Below are 25,680 nucleotides of genomic sequence, written 5' to 3' on the forward strand. Positions count from 1 at the left end.
GGGGCGGCCGCGAGGACCGCCCTGCCCCACCAGGAAAGGACTAACGACCTGAATGCACGATGAGCGCGCCTGTCGGCTCCCGCTCATCGCGGATGCATGTCAGCGCTTGGGCGTCTCCGGTGCCGGCCCGGAGACCACCGGATCGGCCGCGGTCCGCATGGCCGCCCCGCGCCCGCGGCCCCGCCGGCTCTGGCCGAGACCGGAACTCTTGGCGAGCTCGGAGCGCTGGGCGGCGTAGTTGGCGGCGACCATCGGATAGTCCGGCGGCAGCCCCCATTTCTGGCGGTAGGCTTCCGGCGTGAGGCCGCGCCCGGCGAGGTGGCGCTTGAGCGTCTTGTAGGGCTTGCCGTCCTCGAGGCTGATGATGTGGTCGGGCGTGACCGTCCGGCGGATCGGCACCGGCGGCGTCGCCCGTTCGGGCTCCGGCGCGGGGGCCGCGCCGAGCTGGCTCAGCGAGGTATGCACGGCCGCGATCAGTCCCGGCACGTCCGCAGCCGGAACGGAGTTGTTCGCCACATAAGCCGACACGACGTCGGCGGCGAGCTCGATCAGGTCGAGCGATCGGGTGGGGTCTTCGTTGGTCATGGCGCACCAGATCGAAGTGACCGGCTCAAGAGGACACGTAAGTCCGCTGGCGTCAACCACAGAGGATATGCGTCACGACAGTTTTCGACAGTCGCGATACGAAATAGAAAAAGTATCGCACGCGATTGATCGGATCAGACTGCGCCGCGCCGGTGGTGGCCGGCCTTGGCGGCGCCGGGGCCACACCCGCCCGGATATCGTACTAGCCCGTTGGTCCCGACGGTTTTTTCGTAAGCGGCGGTTTCCCCTCGGCGGGGAAATGCCCTAGCTGTTGCTGCACTGCGCCATCCGGCGTCTCGTTCCTGTCTGCACGATCCCAAGACCTCCCATGACCGACAAGAACCGCCGCTTCCTGGTTGCCGGCACGGCCGCCGGTCTCGCCTCGACCCTGCTGGCGAGCGCGTGGTCCCGCCCCGCCCTCGCCTGGACGGACCAGGATTTCGCCCCCGTCCGGCGCCGGCGCTCCCGCGATCCGGTCCCGGCCGATGACGGCACGTTCTACGACACGCGCGGCCAGGCCCAGCAGGACCCGTATTACCGCGGCGAGCCCGCTCCCGCCGCGGCGCCGGAGGAGGACTCGTTCTGGGGCGGCCGGCGCGAGGTGGCGCCGCCGCAGCCGGGCGCGGTCGATCCGGGCGCCACGGTCGTGGTCGATGACGGACCGATCGACTATGCCCGCGCCTATGCGGCGCTCGACACCGAGCCGTTCCCGATCCCGGCCTTCCGTTGGCGGAAGGCCAACCCGTCCTTCCTGCGCCAGGAGGTCGCCTATGGCGGCCGCTACGCGCCCGGCACCATCGTGGTCGATCCGCGGGCACGCCACCTCTACCTGGTCCAAGAGGGCGGCCGGGCCCGCCGCTACGGCGTCGGCGTCGGCCGCCAGGGCTTCGCCTGGAACGGGGTCGCCACCGTCAACTCCAAGCAGGCCTGGCCGGACTGGTACCCGCCCAAGGAGATGATCGCCCGCCAGCCGGCTTTGGCCCGCAGCGTCTCCAAGCTGCAGAGCGGGCTCGGCGTGCCCGGCGGCCCGCGCAACCCGCTCGGCGCCCGCGCCCTCTACCTGTGGCAGAACAACAAGGACACGCTCTACCGCATCCACGGCACCACCGAGCCGGAGAGCATCGGCCGCAGCGTCTCCTCGGGCTGCATCCGGATGATCAACCAGGACGCGATCGACCTCTACGCCCGGGTGCCGGTGGGCGCGCAGGTGGTGGTGCTGGGCTGATCTCGCGGGCCCGGGGGGCTGCCGCGAGGCCTTCCTGCCTCGTGGCGGCCCTACCCGTCTTCGGGGCGAGCCCTATTCCGGCGGCTGAACCTTCGGGCTCGGGACCGCCTGCGCGGTCGCCGGGTCGGCCAGGATCGCCTTGACGGTCGGCACCGCGGCGGCGGCGGCGACGAGGCCGGTGTTGCGCCGGGCGTAGAGGCCCCAGATCGTGACGATGAGCGTGACAAGCGCGCCGGTCAACGTGGTGGCGGTGTCGGCGTCGATCCAGCCGCGCCCGACGGCGATGCCGCCGCCGAACTGCAGCAGGGTACGCAGCAGCGCGGTGAGTTGTTCCGGGTTCATGAGATGCTCCTGGTGAAGGCCGGGATGTCCGCGTCAGACTGCGACGGGCGTGCCGCAGGCGGGGCAGGTGATCCGCGCGGCGGGCCGGTACGGAGCGGTGTGGAACGCGAGGGCGGCGGCCCGCACCTCCTCGACCCGTCGAGCCCAGCCGCGGCCGAAGCGCGGCCAGGTCGAGAGCGCCCGCAGGAACGCCAGCCGCCCGTCGTCCAAGGCATCGATCAGCATCGGCACGTCCCGGCCCGCGAGTGCCGCCAGAGTCACCGGCCCGAGCCGCCCGTCATCGGCGAGACCGAGGGCACGTTGCAGCCCGATCACGGCCCGCCGCGGCCCGCTGTTCACCGCGAAGTCGAACAGCGCGTAATCGAGCCCCGCCGGTAGGGCGTCGCCCTGGATCGCGTCCCAGAACCGGCGCCGGTAGAGCGGAGCCACGGAGGCCGGTGTCAGCGCCCGCACCTCTGCCTTCGTCGCCGGCCGGCCGAGCCAGAGGCTCAGCGTGCCGATCGTGACGCCGAGGTTCGTCGCCCCTCCCGGGTCGGCCGGATCGTCCGACCATCCCCCCTCGTGTGTCAGGACGAGGATCAGCCCGCGCTCGAACGTCGTCGCGACCATACCGTCTCTCCAGGTTGTGCAGGATGTGCGGCGCGATGGAGCAGCACCCGATCGCACGGCAATCGGGTGCTGCTACAAGTCATTGTTTTTGAAGAATTTTCTGCGACGAGCCGGTATCTCCGTCGTCGGAGAATGCTCCCGTCGGGTGGCCCGGACGTCCGACCGCGATCAGAGGGCGGCGGCCGCGCGCCACAGTGCGTCGAGCGCCGCCGCATCGTAGCCGAGCGCCGCGCCGAGCTGCGCCACCATCGGGTGGCCGCGCTCGAACGCCGTCGCCCCCGACAGGAGCATTCGGGCGGCGAACTGCTCCACGGCTGGCAGGGCCGCCACCGCCGCGGCGATCGGCGCCGGAAGCTGGCCGGTCATCACCGCCGCCAGCGCCGCGTCGGGCGTGATCGCGCCGGCCTGCGCCAGCGCCTGGAAGAACTGCCGATCCGAGATGGCAGCCGGCACCAGGGCGGCGGGAGCGGCCGTCACCGCGGGCACGTTCCCGCTCGCCCGCCACGCCTCGAAGGCCTGCCGGTCGAGGTTGGCCGGGTCGTCGGGGATTTCGGCGCCGTCCTCGCGCCGCACGACATCGCCGATCGGGGTGCGGATCAGATGATAGATCATAGCTCGGCGCTCGCCGTCATGTTGACCAGCACCCCGTATTGGGTTTGATCGTAGAGATACGCGTTCAAAGCTATCCTCGAACCACCCGAAAGGACGCGCACGTCAGTATCGAGATTGTTGGCGTAGGCGTATCCGGCTGCGCCGCTCTTGGGGCTGTAAAGCGTCACACTTGGCGAAACCCGCATCCCACCCGGAAGCAAGACAGTGAAGATGGTCGCCCACTGTGACTGTGACGGATAGAAATTTGAAAAGGCAGCCGCAGCATTCGGCGTCCCGGGCGCGACCCCGTCGTACGAACTGAGGTAATACCGCAGGCAGCGATACATTTCGTCGTCACGCCGCTCGAACACCGTGCGGCTTTTGCCCGGCTCGACCTGCGGTTGGGCGAGCGTCCCGGTGCCCCACTCCACGGTCAGGTTGGCGTCGGCAGCGAGCCCGGTCGCCACGATCGGCGAGGCCGCATAGGCGCCGCCGTTGACCCTCGCTTGCGCCGTGCCGAGCCATGACGCGGTGTAGGTGCCGCCCTCCGTCATGTAGAGCGCGCCCTCGATCACCTGGACGAGCGTCCCGGCCCAGATGGTCAGCGTCGTCACGCCGGCCGAGCGCGCGAAGGTGTAGGTGCAGCCGTTCCCGCCCGCCTTGAAGCCGTCATGGCCATAGGCATTCGCCGCCAGCGTCACCGTGCCGGACACGGCCCGCTGGTTGACCGTGAACCCGGCATTGCGCAGGCGGTTGCGGAACGGCAGCCCGAGACCGAGCGCGACGGACGCCGCACCGGTATCGGCTGCCGCCAGCACCGCCCGGCCGGTCGCGCCCGCATCCATGATGTCGGCCGCCACCGGGCCGACGAGCGGCTTGCCGGAGGCGCGGACGTAATCGACCACGCGCCAGTTGCCCGACGCATCCGAGACCGCCAGCGCCGTGTCGCCGGCGGCGGTGACGAGGCTGGCGCCCCCCGGCAGGACCAGGCTCGCCGCATTGTGCGTCAGCGTCGCCGCGCCGGTGAAGCGCAGCAACCGCACCCTGTTCGGGCCGGTGCCGAAGCCCGTGACCGTGCCGGTGCCGGTGAGCACCACCCGCAACGCCCCGAGCCCGCCGAGGTCGACCGTCGCGGCGATCGGCGTCGAGGCCTCCGCCGCCGTGAGATCGAGGCCGCCGGTCGCGCGGTCGACCCGCAGGGCCTCGCGCCAGGTGCCGCCATCGGCCGAGACCTTCAGGCGAAGGTCGTCGTCGCCGGTCAAGCCGATCTCGGCCCGGCCGGAAAAGCCGGACTGGAACAGCAGCGACAGGGTGTTGCCCGCGGCTTGCTTGTTGAGCGTGTAGCGCAGGTCCCCGGTCCCGCCCTCGCCGGTGGTCAGCGCCGTCCAGAGCACCTTGTTCAGCTTGGCGGCGAAGGGGTTCGCGGCATCGGCGGTGGTGCCGAGGCCCAGCCGCGTCAGGTTCTGCAACGCCGTCAGGGTCGACCGGAACGAGGCCCAGGCCGCGCCGGTGTAGGTGTAGAGGTCGGCTTCGTCCGCCACGAAGGCGAGCCAGCCGGGACGCGGCACGAAGGAGCGCCACGCCCCGTCCTGGTAGCGCACCACCCGGCCGGCCCAGCCCGACCACGCGCCCGTGGGGGAGGCAGCAGCGATCAGGTAGCGGTCGCCCTCGGCCGGGCTGGCGGGCGGCGCGGTCAGGTCCTTGTCGAGGACCGCGAGCTGCACCAGCGTGTCGAGGGCGACGAGCGCCTCGTTGTGGGTGACGTGCTTCTGCGCCTGCGCCGCTTGCAGGAGCGGCAGGGCGAGGTTGGCGGTTGCTGCGTCAGGCATACAGGGTCGCCCTCAGGGCCGCGCCGCGGCCGTAGGTTGCCGAGACTTGGTGGATGGCGACGGACAGGCTGGTGACCGGCCCGCCGAAATCGGCCGCCTGGTGGGCGGCGGTGTAGGTGACGGAGGGCGCCGACAGGTCGAACGAGCGGAGGACGGTGGAGCCCGCAGAGGGACCGGAGAGCACGTCGAGGGCATAGGCCTCAGTTTCCTCGGCCAACGGCACCTCGACCTGTTCCCACGGGTCGCCGTCGATCCGGGTGCGCCGAACCCACGACAGGACCAGGTCGCCCGACTCCGCCCGCTTCATCCGGGCCTGTGCCGGCGCGTAGGGGCGCAGGCCCACGCCCCGGAACGCCAGGGTGGCGCCGGTGAAGCTCGGATCGTCGGACGGCCGGCCGAGCGGTCCCCAGCGCCAGGCGAGCGGCAGGGTGCGCAGGGACAGGGGCATCCCGGACTGCACCAGGGCATCGGTGAGCACCACGAACGGGGCGCCGGCCGGGGTCGGGCTACCTGAGGCGAAGTCCGTCCCGAGCTGGCCGCGCAGGAGCGTGGACAGCCGATAGCGGCCGGGCGCGAGCAAGCTGGCCTGCGCCCATTGCAGCACCTCCCATTCCCCCGACGGCGTCAGCAGGGCCGCCACGTTGGCCCCGTTGAGCACGTCGATCTCAGGGGCGGAGGTCAGCTCGACCCCGCGCGGCACCTCGACATAGACCGCGCTCACCCGGTCCCACCGGGCGCACGGGCCCGGGTAGAGGTCGGCCGTCAGCCGCCCGATGATCGACCGGGCGCCCAAAGTCGCGTCGTCCGCGAAGGCCCCGCCGGCTGTCGAGCGCAGGACCGCCACCGGCGACCACGGCGCCGTGTAGGCGGCGAGGTAGGGCGCATGCGGCACCGCATCCGAGCGCAGGAGCGGCAGGTCGAGGAAGTGGAACAGCGCAACCCCGACCGTCGCCGGCGGCTCGGCCGGCCGCGGCGTCGCGGTGCCGTCCCGGTAGGCGAACACCGCCAGGTCCGTGCGGATGCCGCTCGCCGGCCGGCCCCCTTCCAGGCCGAGGCGGGTCAGCCGGTAATCGGCGCCGCTTCCGGCCAGCGACAGGGTGACGACATCGCCGGCATCGAGCGCCAGGCAGGACGGCGGCAGGGTGGCCCCGACCTGTTCGCGCTCGACCACGCCCTGATAGAGCAAGGCCTGTGCGATGCCCCGCGCCGCGCCCTCGTCGAGGCAGAGCGGCACCGCCACCCGCTGCACCGCGTTGGCCCGGCCGTTGGTGCGGCGCGCCTCGACCGATGCCGACTGGTAGCCCCGCTGCGGATCGATGTAGGTCAGCGCCACCACCCCCGGCAGCGCCGTCTCCTCGCCCCGCGTGCGCCGGTAGTCGCCCGCGCTGCCCTCCCGCGCCACCAGGTCGTCGGCGGTGAGCTGCGCCGCCGGCGCCCGGGCGAGCGGCGCGAAGACCATCCGCCCGGCCGACTCCGCCGCGTCGAAAAAGAAGCACGTCCGCAGCGGTTCGAGCGAGGCCCGTGGCGTCTGCACTTCGGTGACGGCGTAGCCCTCCACCAGGCCGTAGAGCTGGCCGACATCGATCGGCACAGCGAGGCCGCCGCACAGCTCGGCCACCACGTCGGCGATCGGTGCCAGGCCGAGGCGCCCGTTGATCCAATGGCCCAGCCGGTAGTTCGGCCCGTCGCTCCAGACGGAGGATTGGCGCGGGAAGTCCGGATAGGGCCGGGCGTCCCACGTCCAGACGAACAGCCGTTCCGGATCGACCATCCGGCCGCCATAGACGGACGAGACCGGATTGCCGCTCCCGCCCTGCCAGTAAGCCAAGGTGGCTTCCAGGTAGGCCCGTTGCGCCGCCGGATCGCGCCGTCCGTTCGAGTAGTAGGGCAGGAAGCTTTCCGACGACTTCGGGTCCACGAAGACGTTCGGTTGGTTCATGCCCTTGTCGATCGCGGCGCAGCCGAGTTCGATGAAACGGACCGGCTTAGCTTCCGGCACCCACCCCGTTGCGGAGGCCTGGCGCACCCCGCCCGGCCTGTCGCGATGCGGGTTCGACCACCAGGCGCGCAAATCCTTGATGCGGAAGACCCAGTGCTCACCGTAAGCGGTGTCAGTGATCGACACCCGGTTCTGTGCATCGCGATCGGCCGGCGTCGGATAGTACCAGTCGAACAGCTCGCCGGCGGCGACGTTGCCGGCGAGGTATCCCGGATCATAGGGCGAGGGCGCGCCCGATGTGAACGTGCTGCCCTTGGCGTCGAGATGGTCGAACCCGTCGCGCCAATCGGCGAGCGGCATGTAATTGTCGATCCCGACGAAGTCGATATTCGGGTTCGACCACAGCGGGTCCAGATGGAAATAGACATCGCTTGAGCCATCGGCCGGACGATGGTTCGCGTATTCCGTCCAGTCGGCCGAGTAGCCGAGCTTCGTGGCGCTCCCCAGGATCGCGCGCGCGTCGGCTGCGAGGCTTACGAGCTGCGCCACCGCTGGATAAGTCGAGGCGCCCGACCGCACGGTGGTGAGCCCGATCATCTCCGAGCCGATCAGGAAGGTATCGACCCCGCCCGCGGCCTCGGCCAGGCGCGCGCAATGCAGGATGAAGCGGCGGAAGGAGAATTCCGCCTTGGCGCTGATGACCGTCTTGCCGTTCCACGCCAGGTCCGACGGCGCCACGGTGCCGAAGAACGCCGCGACCTGGTCGGCTGCGGCGGCGGTCTTGTCGACGGTGCCGGGCCGGCCGGGGGCCGGATGGCAGGTCACCCGCCCGCGCCAGGGGAAGGCGGCTTGTTCCGCCCCGCCATAGGGATCGGGCAGGCCGTTGCCGGCCGGGATATCCATCATCACGAACGGGTAGAGCGTGACGGCGTAGCCCCGCTCCTTGAGCGCCCCGATGAGCTGCACCACCGACAGGTCGGAGGGCGCGCCGCCGAGGAGCGGCACTCCGGAGGCGCCGCCGCTGACGATGGAAGCCCCCGCCCGGTCGATCCCGCCGGCGAGCCATTCCGGCTTGGTGGTCTTCGATGCCGTCTCGGCCTTCGGGACGATGCGGCAGGCCGACAGCCGCAGGTCGGTGCCGTGCCAGGCGACCACGAGGGAGACGTGCCGGCAGGAAGGCGCCTCGACCGCGAGCTGATCCAGCGCCTTGAGCGCGTCGACCCCGCCGGACACCGTGTTCTGTCCTTCGATCCCGCCGAAGGTCGAGGCTTTGACCGGCACGGTGGCGTAGGTGAATTCGCCCATGCTCGGGATCATCGTGACTGCGGTCACCAGCTCCTCGAGGCGCGGCCGACCGGAGGCGTTGGGCGCGCGCCGGATCACTTCCGCCGTGATGACCGGGACCCGGTTGCCGAAGGCGGCGAGCGGCAGATCCTCGAACACGATGTAGGCGAGCCCCCGATAGGCCGGGGCGCTGGCGGCGCCCTCGATCGCCGAGATTTTCGGGTCCGGCCCCTGCGCCTCGTCGCCGAGATGGATCCGGGTGCCGTAGGCGGACAGCGCGATCGGCTTGCCGTCGGCCCAGACCTGGCCCACGGCGACGATCGGGCCTTCGCACAGGGCGATCGCCACGCTGACGCTGTAGGAATACGTGACGTTGAAGGCCTTCTGACCTCCGCCGCCCTTGCCGCCGGAGGATTTGACCTTCTCGACCGTCTGCACTTCCTTGAGCTTGGTCGCCCAGATGATCTGGCCGCCGATGCGGACGCGGCCGAAGACGCGCGCGATGGCGGCGCCTTCGGTCGAGGCCGTGACGTGGAGGTCCGACAGGCGCGGGCCGAGATGGACCGGCGTCCTTGGCCGTGCGCCGAACATCGCCCGGTCGAGGGCGCTGCCGCCGGCCGCCCCCAGCGCCTGGCCGATCGCGCCGCCGATCGGGCCGCCGAGGGCCGAACCGGCCGCGTGGCCGACGGCCGAGAGGACGAGCGTGCTCATCGCTGGGGCTCCGGCAAGGTCTCGGGCAGGATGTCGGGCGAGGGTTCGGGGAAACGGAAGGCGTAGGCGATGCGCCGGGACCAGGCCGGCGGGATCCAGGTCTCGACGACGGCGTGGCCGTCATAGGCGTGGATCATGTGGGAGGTCCCCGAGAGGATCCCGCAATGCTTGGCCGGGAGACGGTCGCGCCAGCGAAACAGCAGCACGTCGCCGGCCCCGGCCGCGGCCGGATCGAGCGCCACGAGGTGGCGGTGGGCGGCGTCCCGCAGGGTCTCCCGATCCAGATCCTCGGCCCAGCTCGGGGTGTAGGGCGGCGGCACCTCCGGTTCGGCGCCGGTGAGTTCGGCATAGACGCCGCGCAACAGGCCGAGGCAGTCGCAGCCCGCCCCCCGCAAGGAAGCCTGGTGGTGGTAGGGCGTGCCGAGCCACGTCCGCGCCAGCGCGACGATGCGCGCGCGGGTGTCAGCCGAGGCGGCCTCCATCATTGTCGGCTCCCTGGACGGCGTAGGCCACGGCGTAGTCGTTGCCCGGCAAATCCGGGAAGCCGCGGAAGTTGAGGACGTTCGCGAACTTGTCCCGGCAGTTCGCCAGGGACTTGTCGCAGCCGGCGACGACCTGGAACGCGTCGCCGGGGTCGGGCGGGGCCGGCATCGGCTCCCACAGGTCGAGAGCCGCCAGCGGGCCGAGGCGGGCATGGGCCCGCACCTCGACGACCGCGCCGGCATTGGCCCCGGAGATCCAGACCAGCCTTCCGGCCTCGAACCAGCGGCTCGCATAGGCGGCAAGCCCGGAGGCGATGAGGCTGCGGGCGCTGCGCACCGTCGCCACCGTGCCGCTGCCGCGCATCGCCGGGGCGGCGGCGTCGACCCGGCAGCGGGCATCGCCGAAGAGCGCGTCGCAGGAGCGTTGGTAGAGCCGGCCGCGGGCCTGGTTGAGCCGGTCCGCGAGGCCCCGCACCTCCGCCGTGAAGGCGGTGGGCCCCCGCGAGACCTCGCCGATCCTGCCGGAGAGGACCAGCACCCGGTCGACCGGGCTCGCCCAGTCGACCCGCCAGACCGCGACCGCGGCGCCGTCGAACAGGCCGCGGGCGAGTTCGGATTCGGCCAGGCGCCCGCTGGTGAGGGCGCCGACGATCTCGAGGGAGTCGGGGCTGAGCCCCGTCCCCTGTTCGAGGGCGGTGCCGGTGGCGCCGCTCTCGGCCGAGCAGGTCACGCCGTCGACGGTCAGGTCCTCGTCGTGGTCGGTGAAGCCGAGGCGCAACCCGTCGGTGCGGGTGACGATCCAGCACTGGCACAGGGTGGTGACCCCGCTCGCGAGGCTGGCGGCGAGGCCGGGCGGCAGGGTCTTCATCGGCGAATCTCGATGATCGGGATGTCGGCGACCACTCCGGCGCGCAGGGCCTGGTGGTCGATCTCGATGCGGTCGGTGGCGAAGCGCACCGGCACGTCGAAGGTGAAGCCCGCCGTCACCACGGCGCCGAGGCCGGGCGCGGCCGCGAGCGTGATGCGGCCGCTGGCGGCGTCGAGCGCGAAGGCGGTGCTTGCGAGCGCCACGCCGCCGACCGCGACCGCGACCGAGCCGGCGACCGGTTTGGTGATCGGCCGGGCGTAGGGCGCGAAGGCGCCGCCATAGGTCTTGGCGAGCTGGAACACCCGCGTCGTCCCGTCGCCGGTTCCGAGGACCTGGTCGGTCGGCGCAGGGTCCCGGCCCGGGGGCGCGGAGGCATGGTCGAAGGTGTCGCGCCAGCGGAAGCCGTAAAGCGGCCCGCGCCTTTCCTCGAAGAAGGCGATCAGCAGGGCGACGTCCTCGGCCCGGCGCAGGGCCGGCCCCGCATCGTAGCGGCGGCGGGAATGGCGCCAGAGGCCGTTCCGCTCCTCGTCGCCGGAGCCGAGGGTGACGATCTCGGTGCGCCGCTCCGGCCCGCCGCGGGAGCCGTAGGAGAGCGCAAGGGGGAAGCGCACCTCGTGAAAGGGGCTGGGCATGGTTCTTCGCGCTCCCGATGCTCGCAAGGCCCGGCCACGGGCGAATTCTCACAGGCCCCTCAGGCCGCGCTGCACCGCCCGGGCCAGGGCGGCGCTGACCTGCGCTTCCGAGCGGTGGAAGCTCGGGGCGTCCGCGGCGGCGATCGAGACCGAGACCTGGACGCTGGGCGCCGGTGCCGATGCCGCGACGCCGTGCCCCGCCGGCAGGATGCGACCGGGCTGGAGCGGTACGAAGGTCTCGCGGCCGCTCTCGCCCACCGTGTAGGCGACGCCCGGGGTGACGGGACCGCCGGCGGCGCGGCCGGTCGGGTTCTGGGTCAGTCCGAGCGAGCCGAGGGCGTCGCCGATCAGGTCGGCGCCGGGGCTGCCGCGGCCGAACAGGCCGTCGAAGGCCCGGTCGAGGCCCCGGCTCGCGAGCGTGGTGGCGAGCCGGGCCACGACCGTGGTCAGGCGCTCGCCGTGCAGGATCGCGCCCTTGAAGCTGTCGGCGAGCGCAGAGCCGAGTTCCCGCGAGGCGGATTGCGCGGCGCGCTGCGCCGCCTCGGCCCGCTCCACCTGCGCGGTCGCGGCACCGTAGGCCTCCGCCACCTTGTCGACCTCCTCGCGGAGTGCCGGCGTCACCGCGAGGTCGGCTTTCTTGGCCGCCTCCAGCAGGCGGAACGCCGCCTCGGCCTTCGCGGCGGCGCCCTCCTCCCGGCCGACCGCATCGGCCTCGATCTTCAAAAGGCCGGTGCGCCGGGTGAGGCGCGCGACCTCGTCGCGAAAGGCGTCGTCCTCCGGCTCCGTGGCCTTGGCGGGCGTGGACGAGGACCGGGCCGGCGTCCGCGCGGGTCCGGGTCCGGGTCGGACCGGGGCGGCCGCTTCGGTTCCGGCGAGGCTGCCGCGGGGCGCGGCGTCGCTGATTGCGAAGGCATCACTGATCCGGGCGCGGATCGCCGCGCCATCGCTCGATGCCGCTTTCACCCGTTTGCCGAGATCGGCGACGAGGTCGGCGGCGGCCGGGACCTCGTCCGCGATGCTCCCGACCGCGCCCGCCACCGCCTCGAACCCCGCCACCGCCTCGCGGGAGGCAAAAGCAGCCTCGGCGAGCCGGGCGGTCAGACTGCCGACCGCGTCGTCGACCCGCCGCAGGGCGGTGCCGTCGCCGGCGGGGACGGCGCTCGCCTGCTCCAGCGCGCGCTGGAGCTTTCCCAGCGCCTCCGGCGCGGCCATGCGGGCGATCTCGTCGCGGACGTCGGTCCCGGCCCGCGCCATCGCGGCCGAGATGCGCCCGGCCCCGGCCTCGACGGCGCGCTCGGCCTGCCCCATCGCCTCCTCGGCGAGCGGCCCGGCCCGGGCGAGCTCGCGCTCATAGGCCTCGACATTGGCCTCCAGGGAGACCACCAGGCGCTCGATCTCGGTCGTCATGCGGGGGATCCGTGATCCGGGGCGCTCTGGAGCCAGGCCCAGAGCGCGTCCTCCTCCTGCGGCGTCGGGGCGTCGGCGGCGTCCGGGTCGCGGGCGCGGTTGAAGCCGTCGATGTAGGCGGCGAGCTGCCACAGGCTCATCGCCCGCAAGTCGGCGGCAGGCAGGCCCATGGCGGCGGCGGCCCCGTAGAAGGCCGCGAAGGCGATCCGCCCCTCCGGGCCAGCGGCCCCGACCGGGCGGCCGACCCGCTCGTCCTCGGCGCCCTCCAGCGCCGCCGCCAGCACCAGGGCGGCCTTGGCGATCAGCGGGATGCAGGGCAGCCCGTCGAGGCCTTTGGCGATGGCATGGGCCTCCGGCACCGGGGTGCCGCCGCCGATGAGGCCGAGGCGCAGCACGTCGCGCACGTCCCGGAACCGGTACAGCCGTCCGGCATGGAGCCGGTGCAGCAGGGCGGAGGGCCCTGCGCCGGTCGCCTCCTGGAGTGCCTCCAGGTCGCCGATGGCGAGGCGGAAGCGGTGGGTGGCGTCCTCGAGGGCGAGGTCGATATGGCCGTCACGGCTCATGGCACCCTCACGCGGCGGCCGTGAAGGCGACGGCCCCGGTCGATTGCAGCGCCACCGAGACGGTGCAGCGCTCGCCCCGCACGGCGCCGACCTCGAAGCTCGTGAGGTGAAACAGCCCCTCCCAGGCGCCGCCGCCATCGCTGCCGGCGCCGCTCACCTCGACCCGGGCCCGCACCGGCGCGTCGGATTCGTAGGCGGCGCGCCAGCGGGCGAGGCTCTGGCGCGCCATCACGCCCTTGCCGGAGACCGCGACCGACTTCGACACCGCGAACCGGTCGACGAAGGGGGCGGCATCCTCGTTGGCGCAGTCGGGCACCACCGCGCTGTTGGTCTCCTTCGTGAACTGCGCCGCGCGCTCGGTGAGGCCGCAGGGCGCCTCGAAGGTGCCGGCCTTCGCCAGGCTCTCGAGCTTCACGGCGATCGCCGAGAACGGCAGGGTGGTGGGCTGGGCCATGGGTTTGCTCCTGAAACCGCCCGGAGGGCGGTGCAGTGTGGCGGGCGCGAAGAGCGCCCCGTGGAGCGGGCACGGGAGCCCGAAGCGGCTCCCGGGCGCCTCAGCATCATTCGCCGAAGTGGTCATCCGGTTCGGCGATAAAATGATGCAAAAACAAGGAGCTAAGCAGGGTTGCCGCGTGCAGCTCTGCTTAGCGGAACGAAAGCCAAGGGAGCGGCGATGCTGGCATCGCAGAGACGACCGCCGGCGCTTGAGGCCAGCTCAAAACGCTTCGGCGGCGACCGCGCCGAAGCGGGCGACGCCGTGCCAGGAGCCGGGCCCGAGGGGTTCCGGCAGCACCAGGCTGCGCTCGTGCGACAGCCACAGCAGCTCGCCGCGGGCGAGCGTCAGGTCCGCCTCGTCGAGGGCGGCGGCGACGGCGGCGAGCAGCTCCTGCACGGGCTTTAAATCCCGGGCCCCGCGCAGGAAGGCGTGGACGGTCAGGCGGCAGGCGCAGCCGCGCCAGCCTTCCGCCTCGTAGGGGCCGACCTCCGGCGGATCGACCCGCAGGAACGGCCATTCCTCCCGGGCGCTCGCGACTTCGCGCACCCGGTCGCCGATCATGGGGCGCAAGGCCGGATCGGCGAGAAGGCGTGTCCGCACCGCCCGCAGGAGCTGGGGCGAGAGATCGAGTCCGGCCATCACCCCCTCCCCGCCAGGTGCGCGACCGGCGGGCCGATCACCGGCCGGGCCGCCCGCGTCGCGGTCCCGAATTCCCGGGCGGTCAGGCCCGGTGCCTCGACCGTGACGGCGGCGCCCGCCGGGGTCTCCGTCGCCTCGGCGCGTCCGTAGGGCAGTTCTTGCTGGATGTCGGCCGCGAGGGTGGTTGCGGCCTCCCGCGCGCGGGCCCGCGCGGCGGCGCTGCCGGCGCGGGCGAGGCGCGCGAGCCGCGCCCGGAGCGGGCCGGTCTCGGCTCTCTGGGTCACACGGGTCTCCCCTGGATGAGGGCGTGGCTGCCGGCGGGGTCGGTCTCCACCGCGACGATGCGGTGGCGGGCCCCCGCCAGGGTGATCTCGTCGTCCGGGTCCGGGGGGAGGCCCGGCGTGAGCACGATGGCCCGCACCAGGCGGCCCGGCAGGCCGGGTTCCTCGCCGGCCTCCCGGGCACCATCGATCCGGGCCCGGACGGGTTCGTCCGCGGTGCCGTCCGGGCCGGCCCGGTGCAGGACGGCCTCGTCGAAGAGGGGGGCGAGGACGCCGCCGAGATGGCGGCCGATTCCGTCGAGGAGACCCATCACACCACCGCCACGCCGATGCCGTTGCGGCGCATCACCTCGTGGAAGCGCCGCCCGTAGGAGGTCAGGCCGAGCGTGCCCGGAACGGCATCCGCGGGCGGGTCGCGGCGCTCCAGGTGGAGCGTGCCGCTGCGCAGCGCCCTGAGGTCGAGGGCGCCCGCCCGGGCGAGTTCGGCTTCCGCACCGCCCTGCCCGTCGAGCGTCAGGGTATGGGCGGCGTGGAGCATCCGCCCGAGGACGGCATCCGCCGCCGGCCAGGCCGCTCCGACCCGCGGGCCGGCCTCCGCGAGTGCCCCGGCGATGGTGGCGTCGGGAACACCGGCGAAAGCCGGGAAGCGGGCCCGGAAGGCCTGCGGCGTGATCGCGTCCGCCATCTCACGCCTCCCCGCCGGAGGGCGGCCGCTCGCGGCCGCGGCGGCGCTCGGGCTTCGGATCCGGCATGTCCGGATCGGGCTCCGCCTCGACCCGCATCTCGCCTGCCGCCGCCCAGGCGGCGAGGCACGGGTCCGGCCGCTCGGGCAGCGTCAGCACGGCGCTCTCGCCGGGCACCAGGAGCCGGGGCGCGCGGGCGCCCTTGGGCCAGATCAGCCGGGGGCCGGCGGCGTGGTTCGTCACCCGCATCATACTCGCGTCCCCCCTAGATGCCGTCGAGGTAGCGGCAGGCGGCGGGGCGGCGGATGTCGAGACCGCCGAGCCGGAAGGCGCCCGGCACCTCGAAGCGCCACGGCCCGGTCTGCCAGGCCGGGAAGAACCGGAACGGCATCGGCAGCCACAGCTTCAGCACGGACGGGTCGCGGCGATAGGCGACCATGCGGGCGGTGCCGCCGGTGCCGGCGGTCTCGAGCGCCCGCACGCCGTAGACCGTCAGGTCCTGGCCGGTCTCGAGGGTGTAGACGTTGTGGCGGCGGATCCAGTCGAGCAGGGTGAGCGGGCTGATGCCGTCGAGGCGGCGAAGCCCAATGCCGAGCATCTGCTCGTAGGGCAGCAGCAGGGTGTCGGCCATCTCGACGGTGTTCGACCCGGTGAAGATGCCGATGAGCTGGCCGTTGACGTCGGCGAGGATCTGCTCAGGGCTTTTCTGGGCCCAGGCGGTGCTGCCGTTGGTGCCGGTGGCCGCAGCGCTGCCGACCGTCACGCCCGGATGGTTGAGCAGGCCCGAAAACCCCTTTGCCGGATCGCCGAACAGCGCGACCTGGTCGATGAACTCCTCCGAGGCGAGCCGCGCCGCGTCGGCCTTGTCGGAGTCGAGGGTCATGCCGAGCAGCTGGGCCTTGCCGAGCTCCTCCAGGTCGTAGCCGTAGCCGATGCCCGCCATGGCGACGGTGGTCTCGTGCTGCCGGCGCGTGAGCTCGACCTTCGGCACGTCGGCGGCGGCGCCGTGGACCCAGGTCGCCTGGCCGACCCGGTCGACCGAGAAGTAGGTCACGGTCGGCACCCATTCGGGCGCCGCGGTGTCGACCGGGACGAGGCGCGGATAGCGGATCGCCGGGTACTGGGCGCGGTAGACATTCGGCTCGATGAAGGCCTGCTGGCTGACCAGGAAGGCGAGGGCCCGGGGGGCGTCGGTGACGAGGGTGCGGGTCATGCTCGTGCCTCTCTTCAGTTCAGGCGCAGGCGGACGAGGCCGCCGGTGGGGGCGGAGGTGTCGAACAGGGCGTTCGGGATCGGGGTGTTGCCGGAGGCGGCGGCGGTGATCGCGCCGGCGGCCGTGACGTAAGCGGGATTGCCGGCGCTCGCGGCCGAGGCCGTGACGACCCAGACGGCGCCGGACACCATCACCGGGGCGGTCTCGCCCTTGGCGAAGAGGTCGGTCCCGTTCGGGTTCGGCCGGGCGTTGCGGTCGGCGAGCACGATGCCGCGGAAGACCGCGCCCGACGCCGCGATGCCGTCGTCGCGGGTGCCCTGGAAGGCGGCGCGGCCGAAGCCGATTCCCTCCGGGGTCTCGACGGTGCGGCTGAGGATGGTCGCGGGGTTCTGGTCGGCGGCCATGCCCTCGTAGGCGGCGGCCGGGCGGCCGGGATAGCTGGTCTGGACGGGGGGCATCAGCGGGCTCCTGCGGGTTTCCAGGCGTTGCGGAGGGTCTCGACCATGGCGGCGTGGGCCGCCTCGGGTGTCGGAGCGTCGGTGCCGGGGCGGCGCAGGGCGTCGCGCAGCGGATCGGCGATCGGGCGCGGGACGGCGTGGCGCCGATCGGCGGCGATCACCCGGAAGGCGCCCTCGATCGCGGCCGGGCTCAGGGCGGCGGCCTCCGCCTCGCCGAGCGCCCGCGCCACGGCGGCGCGCCGGATCGCCTCGGGGGTGAGGCCGGCGGGATCGAAGGAATCGCCGAGGATCCGGCGGGCTTGCGCCACAAGGGCGCCGCGCTCGGCCGCGAGCGCGTCGAGGGCCGCCATGTCCGGCACCCGGGCACGGAGCGCCGCGACCTCGCCCTCGCGCTGGGCCAGGGCGGTCTCGGCGGCCTCTGCCCTCGCCTCGGCCTCGGCGAGGCGCCGGTCGGCATCGCCGATGCGGCAATCCGGGCCGGCACGCCCCTGCGCCACGATGGCGACGTGGTCGACGATCACCTTCGTCTGGCGGGCGTCGTAGGGGCTGCCGTCCGGCGTGGTGCCGGGGGTCCAGTCGAGGTCGCAGGTATAGCCGACCGAGATCTCGCGCCGCCCGCCCTGCACCGCCGCGATGGCCGCGGAATCGGCGAGCAGCATCGGGATGCGGACGAACTCGCCGTCGCGCACCACCTCGTCGCCGACATGGCCCCGCGCGACCCCGCGCCAGGTCCGCGGCGTCACCGCCTCGGTCGGATGGTCGAGGGTGACGGGCTTGTGGCCGAAGCTGCGCAAGGATTCAGGCCGGAAGATCTCGTCCGGGTCGCGGTAGATGCGGACCTGCGCGAGATCCGGCCGGGCGACCTCGTCGCCGCGATAGACCTGGACGTTGCCGGCCCGCGCCGCGCGGGCCTGCACCACCAGGGCGCCGTTGCCGAGCGGGCGCGCGCCCGCGATCTCGGCCGCGGGGCCGAGGGTGAGCCTGTCGAAGAGGTGCATGGGTGGGGTCTCGGGTTGGGAGGTGGGAAGCGCCTCGCCCGTGCGGATTTGTCAGTTCACATGCCGGGGCGTGCGCATCTCTCCTCTCCCCGCGGGCGGGGAGAGGGCTGCGTCCCCGTTCAGGGGATGCAGCGAGGCGTCAGCCGGGGGTGAGGGGGTGTTTCCGGAGGAGTCCCACGCGTCGAGACCTCCTCACCCTCGCTCCGGCTGCGCCTGCGCTCGTCGCTTGCACGACAAGGTGCAAGCGACCCTCTCCCCGCCCGCGGGGAGAGGAACCCGCGCTATTCTCGGCGATGTGACTGTGTCGGCCCGTTCGGAAGAAAGGTGATGAAGTGGAAAGTTCAGCCCGCCGGCCGCTCGAAGGCCGCGGCGATGCCGGGGAAGAGGTCGGCGGCGGAGAGCCAGCCCTCGACGCCGCGGGCGAGGACGCCCGCCGGCACCACGCCCTCGCGGGCGAGCATGGCCGCGGTCTCGGCCTTGAGGCGGCCGATCTCCGCCTTCTCGCGCTCGCTCGCCTGGGCGAGTGGCCGCCAAGCGTAGCGCAGGGGCTCGTCGCGGCCGAGGGCGTCGCGGATCAGCAGCCGGTCGAGGCGGGCAAGCGCCGGCGTCAGCTCGACGTTTTGACGGGCCGCGACGTGGTCGTGGTAGTTGCGGATGTCGGATTCGCCGGTGGCGTTGAGGCCGGCGGGCGACTGGCCGAGCAGCCGTGTCACCGGGATGTCGGCGGCCCCCGCCGCGATCTGGAGGAAGAGGCGGGCCACCTCCGGCAGGCCGGAGAAGTCGAGCTGCTTCTGCTGGTAGCGCTCGCCCTCCGGCGAGCGGCCATCGCCTTCGAGCAGCAGCATCCCGAACAGGCCCTTCATCCGGGCCGCGTAGGCGAAGCGCTCGGTGAGCGCGGCGGTGCCGTCCTCGGTCGAGAGGGCTTGCGACAGGCCCGGCACCGAGATCACGTCCTGCTTGGCCTCCGGCAGCATCGCGGCGATGTGGGCGGCGGCCGCCGTCGCCTGGTCGATCGCCTCCAGGAGCGCCTGGAGCACGCTGTCGCCCCAGCCGTCGCTGACAGCGTCGTCCGGCAGGGCCGCGCCGAGGAGGCGCACCACCCGGGAGGGATGGACCGCCTGGCCCCCGGCCAGCGTGTAGACCTGCGGCTCGCCGAACCAGGGCGAGAGCGGGTCGCGCTCGATCGGGCCGGCCTGGATCCGGCCGCGAGGCAGGACGTGGAGGTAGCGCAGATCCCCCTGCCCGACCGTGTCGGGATCGAGCGGCAGGCTCGGATCCGGGGCGCCGTCGCCGATCAGGAGTGCGGCGCCGCCATGCAGGCGGGCGAGGCGCAAGGCCCGCAGCAGGCGGTCCTGAAGGCCCAAGCGCTCCTCGCTGGCGGCGAGGGCCGCGGCGACCTCCGGCGGGGCCTGCCAGGCGCGCCACTCGCGCAGCATGTCGAAGGGCACGATGTCGACGACCTTGCGGGCGAGCCAGTTGTCCCGGTAGGCGGCGTCGAGCTCGGCGCGGGCCCGGGGCACGTGGACGTGCAGGTTGCCCGTGCTCTTGTCCCGCGGGCCGCCGAGGCCGGAGACGAGGTTGGCGAGGCGGTCGGCAAGCCACATCACAGGACTCCGAGCAGGCCGTATCCCGGCCGGGCCAGCGCCGAGAAGGCGCGCGAGAGGGCGTCGACCTGGTCGAGGAAGGCGCCGTTGGGAAACGAGCAGAGTTCGTTGAGGAAGGCCTCGTTCCAGGGGCCGACGACGAGGTGCAGGTTGCCGGCCTCAGCCTGGGCCGAGACCGGGGCGGCGCGGGTCGCCTTGTCGCCGCTCTCCGGTGAGGCCCGCGCGTCGTAGCCGGCGAGGCGCCCTACGAGGTATTGCGCCTGCGCCTTGCCGGCCTGGCCGGGATCCTGCGGCAGCGAGATCCGGCAGGACGGGCCGTCCTCGGCGGCGGTCGCCAGGATCAGCCGCTCGACCCCGCCGGCCGAGAGCCGGTCACGGCGCACGTCGACGACGTAGAGATGCCCGGTGGGCGCTCGCGCGAGCTTGACGCCTGCGGTGTAGTCGGGCTGGCGTCCGGCCTTCGGTACGCTGGCCGCGAGGTCCCAGGCCCGCACCTGGACGCAGCCGGCGGGCAGGGCCCCTACCCGGGTGAACCAGCCGCGCTTGAACAGCCCGCCATCCCGGGGGGCCGGACGCTGCTGGTACTGGCCGGCCGCCGCGTACTCGCCCATCGTGGCCGTGTCGCGCTCCACGACCGAGCGGGGAAAGCGCTCCGGGAAGAGCAGCTCGCCCGCCTCCCGGCGCGGATCGGCAAAGCCGATGCGGGTGGCGCAGGCGCGCTCCGGCTCGAACTCCATCGGCAGCATCAGGTGGTCGTAGCCGAGGCTTTTGGCCAGGATCACCCCCGACAGGTCGCGCTCGTGCAGCCGCTGCATGATGACCACGATGGCCGAGCGGACGGGATCGTTGAGGCGGGTCGGCACGGCCTCCAGGAACCACCGTGCCACCGCCTCGCGCACCCGCTCGGAATTGGCGCCCTCGACCGAGATCGGGTCGTCGAGGATCACCCGGTCGCCGCGCGAGCCGGTGATCGAGCCGGCCGAGACCGCCTCGCGCAGGCCGGACGCCGTGGTCTCGAAGCGGCCTTTACGGTTCTGGTCTCGGGTGAGCCGCACCCGCTCGCCCCATAAGCTCCGGTACCAGGGCGAGGTGATCAGGCGCCGGGTGCGCAGGTTGTCGCGGAGCGCCAGCCGCTCGGTGTGCGAGACCGCGACGGTGCGTAAGCTGGGCCGGTTCTTCGGCCCCCATTCCCAGGCCGGCCAGAACACCCCGGCGAGCAGGCTCTTCATCGTGCCGGGCGGCACGTTGATCAGGAGCCGGGTGATCTCGCCGGCGGTGACGGCTTCGAGATGGGCGCCGACCGCGTCGATGTGCCAGCCATGGATGTAGGGGGCCCCCGGCTCGATCACCGGCCAGGCCCGGCGCACGAAGCCCGCCAGGCTCTCCTCGCTATCGAGCCGGTCGAGCGCTCGGATCAGGGCCGGCGGATCCCTGAGCCAGGCGCTCGGCGATGGAGCGGAGCTGGGCCCGCTGCTCGCCGTCGAGGAGGCGGAAGGCGGCGTCGGGGGGCGCGGTGCCGTCACGGTGTCCATCCCCCTTGGCCTCTTCCCTGCCGTCCGCCTTGCCGTCGAGGTCCCACGCCTGCCGCTCGAGGGCGATCCACAGCCGCGCCGCGGCGGCGAGGTCGCGCAACGCCGCGACGCGCTTCTGCAGCGCCGCCGCACGGGCAAGCCCGCTCTCCTCCGGGCCGTCCTCGGGCTCGGCTTCCTCCGCGATGGCGGCCCGGAGGTCGTCGAGGAGCCGCAGGGTGAGGGCGGCGCCCTGCGCCACCACGATGCGGTGGCCGCCCAGGACGTCGCCCGGAAGGGGCTCGCCCCCGAGGGCCTCGTCGATGGTGATGGCGGTCGGGGGAGCGATCTCCGGCGGGGCGTCGCGCCCCCACCCTTCCGCCCGCGCCCGGCGCCGGAGCGTCGCCGGGCTGATGCCGAAGCGCCGCGCGATGGCCGGCCCGGCCCCCGGCTCCGCCCGATAGGCCGCCGCGATGCCGGCCCAGTCGATGACTCGTCGTGCCGAGAGCTTCCTGGCCATGTCGCCTCTTCGGGAAATGAGGAGCGCGGCACGGTCCGGGGCGGCCAACCGGCGGCTGGAGGCCCGCGGACACGCGCCGCCCTTCGCCTCGGTGATGCCGTGGGCCGGGTCCGGGGACACATCCCCGCGTGGCGGGGCAGTCGAGCAGCCACCTCCCTCGAAGGGCAGGCCGCAGACCCGGATAACCTGAAAACCTTGTACTCGCCCCGTCGATGTTCGTCAAATGTTCTCTTCGGCGGGGCGCGATTTTTTTGGGCTGTCATACCCTTTCCGATTGATCGCTTCGCGATGCGGAAACCGGCTTCGCTCAGGCGCCGGGCGGGCTGATGATACGGAATCCTGTACCTGATGTGTGGCCGTAGGCTGCTACGGCGAGGGCATCCGGCGGTCTCACGGTTTCCCGGTCTGCGTCCCCTGTCGCTCAACGGCGACGGCCGCACGATCGCCTTCCGGCCTGATCCCGGATGTCCTGATGGCTGCTCCGGACAGTCGATCGGGCCCTGCCTCGTGCAGGCGCCCGCGTACAGGACAGGATCACCCATGTCACACAGCGCCACCATCCCCACCGTGGCCGGCATCGATGTCGGCAAGCACTTCCTCGATCTCGGCTTCTTCCCGGCGGCCAAGCCGGTGCGTCAGGACAATACGGAGACCGGCATCGCCAAGCTGATCTCGACGCTCAAGCAGCGCGGGATCCGCACGGTCGCCCTGGAGGCGATCGGCCCCTACGCCTATCCCCTCATCGCCGCCCTGCGTAAAGCTGAGCTCGATGTCGCCCTGGCCGACCCGCGCCAGGTCAAGGCGTTCCGCTCCGCCGAAGGGCTGATCGCCAAGACAGACCGGCTGGACGCCGCCCTCATCGCCCGCTTTGCTCAGCGCATGAGCGAGCACCTGCGCCCCGCCCCGACCCCCGACCAGATCACCCTCAAGGCTCTCTCGACCCGGCGCCGCCAGCTCACCGAGCTGATCGCCATGGAGAAGACCCGCCTGGCCCAGGCCCTCGACCCGGCCATCGCCGACAGCCACAGGGCGGTGATCAAGGCCCTGACGGCTGCCTGCACCGAGGTCGAGGCCGCTCTCGAGGCACGCATCGCCGCCGAGCCTGGCCTGGCGCGCAAGCGCGCGATCCTGACCTCGATCCCCGGGATCGGTTCGCGCATCGCCAGCGTGGTGATCACCGACATGCCCGAACTCGGCACGCTCGACCGCAAGGCGGCGGCCAGTCTGGCCGGGATGGCGCCTCATCCGACCCAGAGCGGGGCTCACCCGGGCCGCCACGCGATTGCCGGTGGGCGTCCCTGCCTGCGCACGGCCTTCTACATGGCCGGGATGGTGGCGGCGCGCAGCTGTCCGGCCTTCCGCGAGCCGTACCGGGCGATGCGAACGGCGGGTAAGCCGGCCAAGGTGGCGATCGTGGCGTCGGGCCGACGCCTGGTGGTGCTGGCCAACGCCCTGGTGCGCGACGACACGACGTTCGAGGCGAGCAAGTTGCAGCAGGGAGAGGCCGGTCGGGGGGAGGAGAACGCCGCGTCCCCTGCGGGATCCGATCCGTGACGAGCGAGAGGAGCGATGTCTTCATCGCTCCTCTCGCCGAGCTTGGCGTTCGCCGGTGGGAGCGGGTCAAGGCCTTGTCGCGCGAAGCGCGAGGGCGCGCAGCGCCCGCCTTGACGCGCTCGCGCCGGTGAACGATCTGACCCCCATACGGCCAAAACCAAGCGCGGCACTGCCGATTGGCCCTTGACCGGCAATACAGTCGCCGGAAGCGATCTTCCGGACTCCGTATCACTCGCGCTCGATCTGCTCCTCGTCGAGCACCACCGGGGTCTCGCGCCCGAACAGCGACAGGGCGACCCGGTAGCGCCGGCGGCCCACATCGACCTCCTCGACCGTGCCGCGCAGGGTCGCGAGCGGCCCGGCCGTCACCCGCACGCCGTCGCCGAGGGCGAACAGGACCGCCCTCACCGCCTCCGCGTCGCCGTCGCCCTCGCCGCTGCCATGGCCGGTGATCGCATCGGCGAAGCCCTGGAGCACCGAAGGCGCGATGACCACGGCCCGGCCGTCGCGAAACAGCACCCGGGCGATTCCGGGATGGCCCTCGACCCGCCCGAGGTCGTGGTCGTCGTGCAGGCCGACGAAGAGCGTGCGGTGCAGGAGCGGCACCCGGGCGGTGCGGCGGCGGCCCGAGGAAGAAGTCAGCTCGATCTCCTCCCGCGGCTCGAAGGTGGCGATGCCCGCGGCCTCCAGGTCGCCGGCTGCCCGGGCGGCCCAGCGCGGCCTGGTCTCGGCGACCATCCAGACCCGGTCGGCGGCCAGCACGATCCGGGCCGGGCGGATCCGTCGGCGCCGTCGGCGCCGGATCTCGGCGGCCCGGTCGGCCGGCGGACGGCCATGCGCGATGGCCTCCCGGCGGCGGCGGGCGATGCGGCGCGTCTTGCCGCTCACGCCGCCCTCCCCGGCTGCCGGTGAGCCGATGCGGTCAGGGCTCGCCGGGGCGATCCGGCGGCGCGTCGGGCGGGGTGATCCGTCCGTTTTCGGCCTCCCGCGTCAGCGCCTCGGTCGTGCGGATGATCCGGGAACGCACCATCAGGAACAGGCCGACGCCTGCCGCGAGGGTCCAGAGTACGATCAGGGCAACCTTCATGCGCCTCTCCTGCACCGGCGCGGCGCGCAGCGCGAGCGTCTTCGGCCCCGACGGGCCGGCTCCGCCGCGATCTGATCGCCGTTTGCGGCGATTCGCCGCCGAGGCGGTCGAGGGACGAGAAGCCCGGATCGCCCACTCGCGTCCCGGCGTTGCGCCGCTGGGTGGCCGCGCGGTCGGGTGGGCCGCGACGAGGGGCGAAGAATCGGTGGACCATCGGAGGACTCCCGCAACGAAGGATACGGCGCAAGGCTGCCCCCGGGGTTAGAGTGGCAGGACAGGGCAGGTGCGAACAACACCGCTTGCCATGGTCCTTGCGGCCAAAGTAGCTACATGATGTAATGACTTTCCTCAATACCTCAAGTGCCAGGGAATTTCGCTGAGGTGATCCAGTCGGGAGAGAACCGGGTTCGGGCCGTGCAGGGCGAGCGGCTGCGGCAGGCACGCATCGCCGCCGGCTACCGCTCGGCGCGGGATGCGGCGCTACAGAATTCCTGGCCGGAGAGCACCTACCGGGCGCATGAAGCGGGCACCCGGACCATCGGCCAGGACGATGCCGAGCGCTACGCCGCGCGCTTCCGCCGCGACGGCGTTGAGGTCTCCGCCAAGGGACTCTTGTTCGGCGACGACGACGCGCCCGAGCCGCTCGCGGAGGGCGGTCAGGTCGTGGGCCAGGTCGTGGGAGTGAAGGGATTGATCAGTGCGGGCGGCTTGATCGAGACCGGGGACGAGCAGCCCGGGCCGGATGGCGACCTGTTTCGGATCACGGTGCCGTTCCCGGTGCCGCACGGCACCATCGCGTTCCGGGTCGCCGGCCTGTCGATGTATCCGAAATACGAGCCGGACGACGTGGTGCTCTGCGCCGAGGCGGGCGAGAGCCCGGATCGGCTGCTCGACCGCTACGCCGCCGTGACGACGGCGGAGGGGCACCGCTTCCTGAAGAAGATCCTGCGCGGCTCGCAGCGGGGCACCTACCACCTGGAGAGCCACAACGCTCCGCTGATGCCGGATTGCCGCCTGGCCTGGGCGTCGGGCATCATCAGCACCGTGCACGCGCAAGCCTGGAGCCGGTTCTGCGCCGGCTCGAAGGCCAATGGGTAGGAGATCGCTGCCTCGTGCAGCGATCGGTTAGTCCGCCTGGGCGACCCGGGCGGTGCGGCGCTGCGCGGTCCAGCGGCCGGAGCAGAGGGCGGAGACGTTCCAGGTGCCGGAGCCGGAATTGGCCTGGAGCCGGCCCGAGGCGGCGCCGCTGGTCGAGCCGTGGCGGACGGTGAGGCCGACATGGCCGTCCGTCCCGATACGCCCGCTCACCGTCGCGCCGCCCTCGCTCGTCGAGGCCACCCGCACGTCGCCGTCGGCGATCGCGAGCGAGACATTGTAGCGGCTGTCGCACATGCCCGAATCGGTGACGAGCTGCACGGCCCAGGTGCCGTTGAAGCTCCGCCCCTCCCCCGCATGCAGGCTGGCCGGCAGGGCGGCGCACAGGACGAGAGCGGCGACGGACGACTTCAGCATGGGACCCCCTTGATTGTTCGAGACCGGCCGTCGGGACGGGCCGGCTCGCTTCTCGATGGC

At 72.9% G+C, this 25,680-nt stretch carries 29 protein-coding genes; 3 read left to right on the forward strand and 26 right to left on the reverse strand.

Features of this window, described 5'->3' with window-relative positions; genetic code table 11:
* Positions 1-99 precede the first annotated feature (99 nt).
* A complete protein-coding gene (locus tag HBB12_RS08255; RefSeq protein WP_236988900.1) occupies positions 100-585 on the reverse strand; it encodes a Ros/MucR family transcriptional regulator in 486 nt (161 codons plus the stop codon).
* A gap of 328 nt (positions 586-913) precedes the next feature.
* Here HBB12_RS08255 and HBB12_RS08260 point away from each other — a divergent pair, with 328 nt between their 5' ends.
* Positions 914-1,810 (forward strand): L,D-transpeptidase, encoded by an 897-nt coding sequence (locus tag HBB12_RS08260; RefSeq protein ID WP_236988901.1) that lies wholly within the window; start codon positions 914-916, stop codon positions 1,808-1,810.
* A 72-nt stretch (positions 1,811-1,882) separates the two neighbouring features.
* Here the strand turns inward: HBB12_RS08260 and HBB12_RS08265 are convergent, their stop codons facing one another.
* The 22 genes from HBB12_RS08265 to HBB12_RS08370 all read right to left on the reverse strand — a co-directional run bounded on the left by HBB12_RS08265 (position 1,883) and on the right by HBB12_RS08370 (position 21,467).
* Entirely contained in the window at positions 1,883-2,152 is a 270-nt protein-coding gene (locus tag HBB12_RS08265; RefSeq protein ID WP_236988902.1) for a Pam3-gp28 family putative phage holin, read from the reverse strand.
* A gap of 33 nt (positions 2,153-2,185) precedes the next feature.
* On the reverse strand, positions 2,186-2,761 hold the full coding sequence (locus HBB12_RS08270) for a glycoside hydrolase family 108 protein (RefSeq protein ID WP_236988903.1): 576 nt from the start codon (positions 2,759-2,761) through the stop codon (positions 2,186-2,188).
* 168 nt (positions 2,762-2,929) lie between these two features.
* A complete protein-coding gene (locus HBB12_RS08275) occupies positions 2,930-3,373 on the reverse strand; it encodes a hypothetical protein (protein WP_236988904.1) in 444 nt (147 codons plus the stop codon).
* Positions 3,370-5,181, reverse strand: coding sequence for a DUF2793 domain-containing protein (locus tag HBB12_RS08280; RefSeq protein WP_236988905.1), 1,812 nt, complete (start codon positions 5,179-5,181; stop codon positions 3,370-3,372). The genes HBB12_RS08275 and HBB12_RS08280 overlap by 4 nt, the downstream gene beginning before the upstream one ends.
* Entirely contained in the window at positions 5,174-9,115 is a 3,942-nt protein-coding gene (locus HBB12_RS08285; RefSeq protein WP_236988906.1) for a baseplate multidomain protein megatron, read from the reverse strand. The genes HBB12_RS08280 and HBB12_RS08285 overlap by 8 nt, the downstream gene beginning before the upstream one ends.
* Positions 9,112-9,600: an NlpC/P60 family protein gene (locus HBB12_RS08290; protein ID WP_442919240.1), complete on the reverse strand. Its 489-nt coding sequence runs from the start codon at positions 9,598-9,600 to the stop codon at positions 9,112-9,114. The genes HBB12_RS08285 and HBB12_RS08290 overlap by 4 nt, the downstream gene beginning before the upstream one ends.
* Positions 9,578-10,465, reverse strand: a complete 888-nt coding sequence (locus tag HBB12_RS08295; protein WP_236988907.1) for a phage/gene transfer agent baseplate hub protein — start codon at positions 10,463-10,465, stop codon at positions 9,578-9,580. The genes HBB12_RS08290 and HBB12_RS08295 overlap by 23 nt, the downstream gene beginning before the upstream one ends.
* Entirely contained in the window at positions 10,462-11,097 is a 636-nt protein-coding gene (locus tag HBB12_RS08300) for a DUF2460 domain-containing protein (RefSeq protein ID WP_236988908.1), read from the reverse strand. Before HBB12_RS08300 ends, HBB12_RS08295 begins: the two co-directional genes overlap by 4 nt.
* Before the next feature lie 48 nt (positions 11,098-11,145).
* The gene (locus HBB12_RS08305) at positions 11,146-12,504 is read right to left on the reverse strand and encodes a phage tail tape measure family protein (RefSeq protein ID WP_236988909.1); all 1,359 of its coding nucleotides are present in this window, start codon (positions 12,502-12,504) and stop codon (positions 11,146-11,148) included.
* Positions 12,501-13,067, reverse strand: coding sequence for a gene transfer agent family protein (locus HBB12_RS08310; RefSeq protein ID WP_236988910.1), 567 nt, complete (start codon positions 13,065-13,067; stop codon positions 12,501-12,503). The genes HBB12_RS08305 and HBB12_RS08310 overlap by 4 nt, the downstream gene beginning before the upstream one ends.
* 7 nt (positions 13,068-13,074) lie before the next feature.
* Positions 13,075-13,521: a phage tail tube protein gene (locus tag HBB12_RS08315; protein WP_236988911.1), complete on the reverse strand. Its 447-nt coding sequence runs from the start codon at positions 13,519-13,521 to the stop codon at positions 13,075-13,077.
* A 261-nt stretch (positions 13,522-13,782) separates the two neighbouring features.
* A complete protein-coding gene (gene gp17 / locus HBB12_RS08320) occupies positions 13,783-14,202 on the reverse strand; it encodes a DUF3168 domain-containing protein (protein WP_236988912.1) in 420 nt (139 codons plus the stop codon).
* The gene (locus HBB12_RS08325; RefSeq protein WP_236988913.1) at positions 14,202-14,486 is read right to left on the reverse strand and encodes a hypothetical protein; all 285 of its coding nucleotides are present in this window, start codon (positions 14,484-14,486) and stop codon (positions 14,202-14,204) included. Before HBB12_RS08325 ends, gp17 begins: the two co-directional genes overlap by 1 nt.
* Positions 14,483-14,794 carry a hypothetical protein gene (locus HBB12_RS08330; protein ID WP_236988914.1) on the reverse strand — a complete coding sequence of 104 codons (312 nt, stop codon included), beginning with the start codon at positions 14,792-14,794 and terminating at the stop codon, positions 14,483-14,485. The genes HBB12_RS08325 and HBB12_RS08330 overlap by 4 nt, the downstream gene beginning before the upstream one ends.
* Positions 14,794-15,168, reverse strand: coding sequence for a DUF4054 domain-containing protein (locus HBB12_RS08335; protein WP_236988915.1), 375 nt, complete (start codon positions 15,166-15,168; stop codon positions 14,794-14,796). Before HBB12_RS08335 ends, HBB12_RS08330 begins: the two co-directional genes overlap by 1 nt.
* A 1-nt stretch (position 15,169) precedes the next feature.
* Complete coding sequence (locus HBB12_RS08340; protein WP_236988916.1) at positions 15,170-15,418, reverse strand: hypothetical protein; 249 nt, start codon at positions 15,416-15,418, stop codon at positions 15,170-15,172.
* 13 nt (positions 15,419-15,431) lie between these two features.
* Complete coding sequence (locus HBB12_RS08345) at positions 15,432-16,379, reverse strand: DUF2184 domain-containing protein (RefSeq protein ID WP_236988917.1); 948 nt, start codon at positions 16,377-16,379, stop codon at positions 15,432-15,434.
* 14 nt (positions 16,380-16,393) lie between these two features.
* Positions 16,394-16,837, reverse strand: coding sequence for a structural cement protein Gp24 (locus HBB12_RS08350; protein ID WP_236988918.1), 444 nt, complete (start codon positions 16,835-16,837; stop codon positions 16,394-16,396).
* Positions 16,837-17,835, reverse strand: a complete 999-nt coding sequence (locus HBB12_RS08355; protein WP_236988919.1) for a DUF2213 domain-containing protein — start codon at positions 17,833-17,835, stop codon at positions 16,837-16,839. The genes HBB12_RS08350 and HBB12_RS08355 overlap by 1 nt, the downstream gene beginning before the upstream one ends.
* A gap of 341 nt (positions 17,836-18,176) precedes the next feature.
* Positions 18,177-19,439 carry a phage portal protein gene (locus tag HBB12_RS08360; RefSeq protein WP_236988920.1) on the reverse strand — a complete coding sequence of 421 codons (1,263 nt, stop codon included), beginning with the start codon at positions 19,437-19,439 and terminating at the stop codon, positions 18,177-18,179.
* The gene (gene terL, locus HBB12_RS08365; protein ID WP_236988921.1) at positions 19,439-20,806 is read right to left on the reverse strand and encodes a phage terminase large subunit; all 1,368 of its coding nucleotides are present in this window, start codon (positions 20,804-20,806) and stop codon (positions 19,439-19,441) included. The genes HBB12_RS08360 and terL overlap by 1 nt, the downstream gene beginning before the upstream one ends.
* Positions 20,807-20,828: 22 nt before the next feature.
* Positions 20,829-21,467: a hypothetical protein gene (locus HBB12_RS08370; RefSeq protein ID WP_236988922.1), complete on the reverse strand. Its 639-nt coding sequence runs from the start codon at positions 21,465-21,467 to the stop codon at positions 20,829-20,831.
* A gap of 540 nt (positions 21,468-22,007) precedes the next feature.
* Here HBB12_RS08370 and HBB12_RS08375 point away from each other — a divergent pair.
* Positions 22,008-23,021 carry an IS110 family RNA-guided transposase gene (locus HBB12_RS08375; protein WP_236988020.1) on the forward strand — a complete coding sequence of 338 codons (1,014 nt, stop codon included), beginning with the start codon at positions 22,008-22,010 and terminating at the stop codon, positions 23,019-23,021.
* A gap of 228 nt (positions 23,022-23,249) precedes the next feature.
* Here HBB12_RS08375 and nusG read toward each other — a convergent pair whose 3' ends face one another.
* Together nusG and HBB12_RS08385 are read right to left on the reverse strand one after the other, a co-directional pair.
* Positions 23,250-23,909: a transcription termination/antitermination protein NusG gene (gene nusG, locus HBB12_RS08380; protein ID WP_236988923.1), complete on the reverse strand. Its 660-nt coding sequence runs from the start codon at positions 23,907-23,909 to the stop codon at positions 23,250-23,252.
* Positions 23,910-23,943: 34 nt separating this feature from the next.
* Complete coding sequence (locus tag HBB12_RS08385) at positions 23,944-24,108, reverse strand: hypothetical protein (protein ID WP_236988924.1); 165 nt, start codon at positions 24,106-24,108, stop codon at positions 23,944-23,946.
* 381 nt (positions 24,109-24,489) lie between these two features.
* Here HBB12_RS08385 and HBB12_RS08390 point away from each other — a divergent pair, with 381 nt between their 5' ends.
* Positions 24,490-25,206, forward strand: coding sequence for a LexA family transcriptional regulator (locus HBB12_RS08390; protein ID WP_236988925.1), 717 nt, complete (start codon positions 24,490-24,492; stop codon positions 25,204-25,206).
* Positions 25,207-25,233: 27 nt separating this feature from the next.
* Here the strand turns inward: HBB12_RS08390 and HBB12_RS08395 are convergent, their stop codons facing one another.
* Complete coding sequence (locus HBB12_RS08395; protein ID WP_236988926.1) at positions 25,234-25,620, reverse strand: hypothetical protein; 387 nt, start codon at positions 25,618-25,620, stop codon at positions 25,234-25,236.
* Positions 25,621-25,680 lie beyond the last annotated feature (60 nt).

The organism is Methylobacterium sp. SyP6R (assembly GCF_019216885.1).
GTDB lineage: Bacteria > Pseudomonadota > Alphaproteobacteria > Rhizobiales > Beijerinckiaceae > Methylobacterium.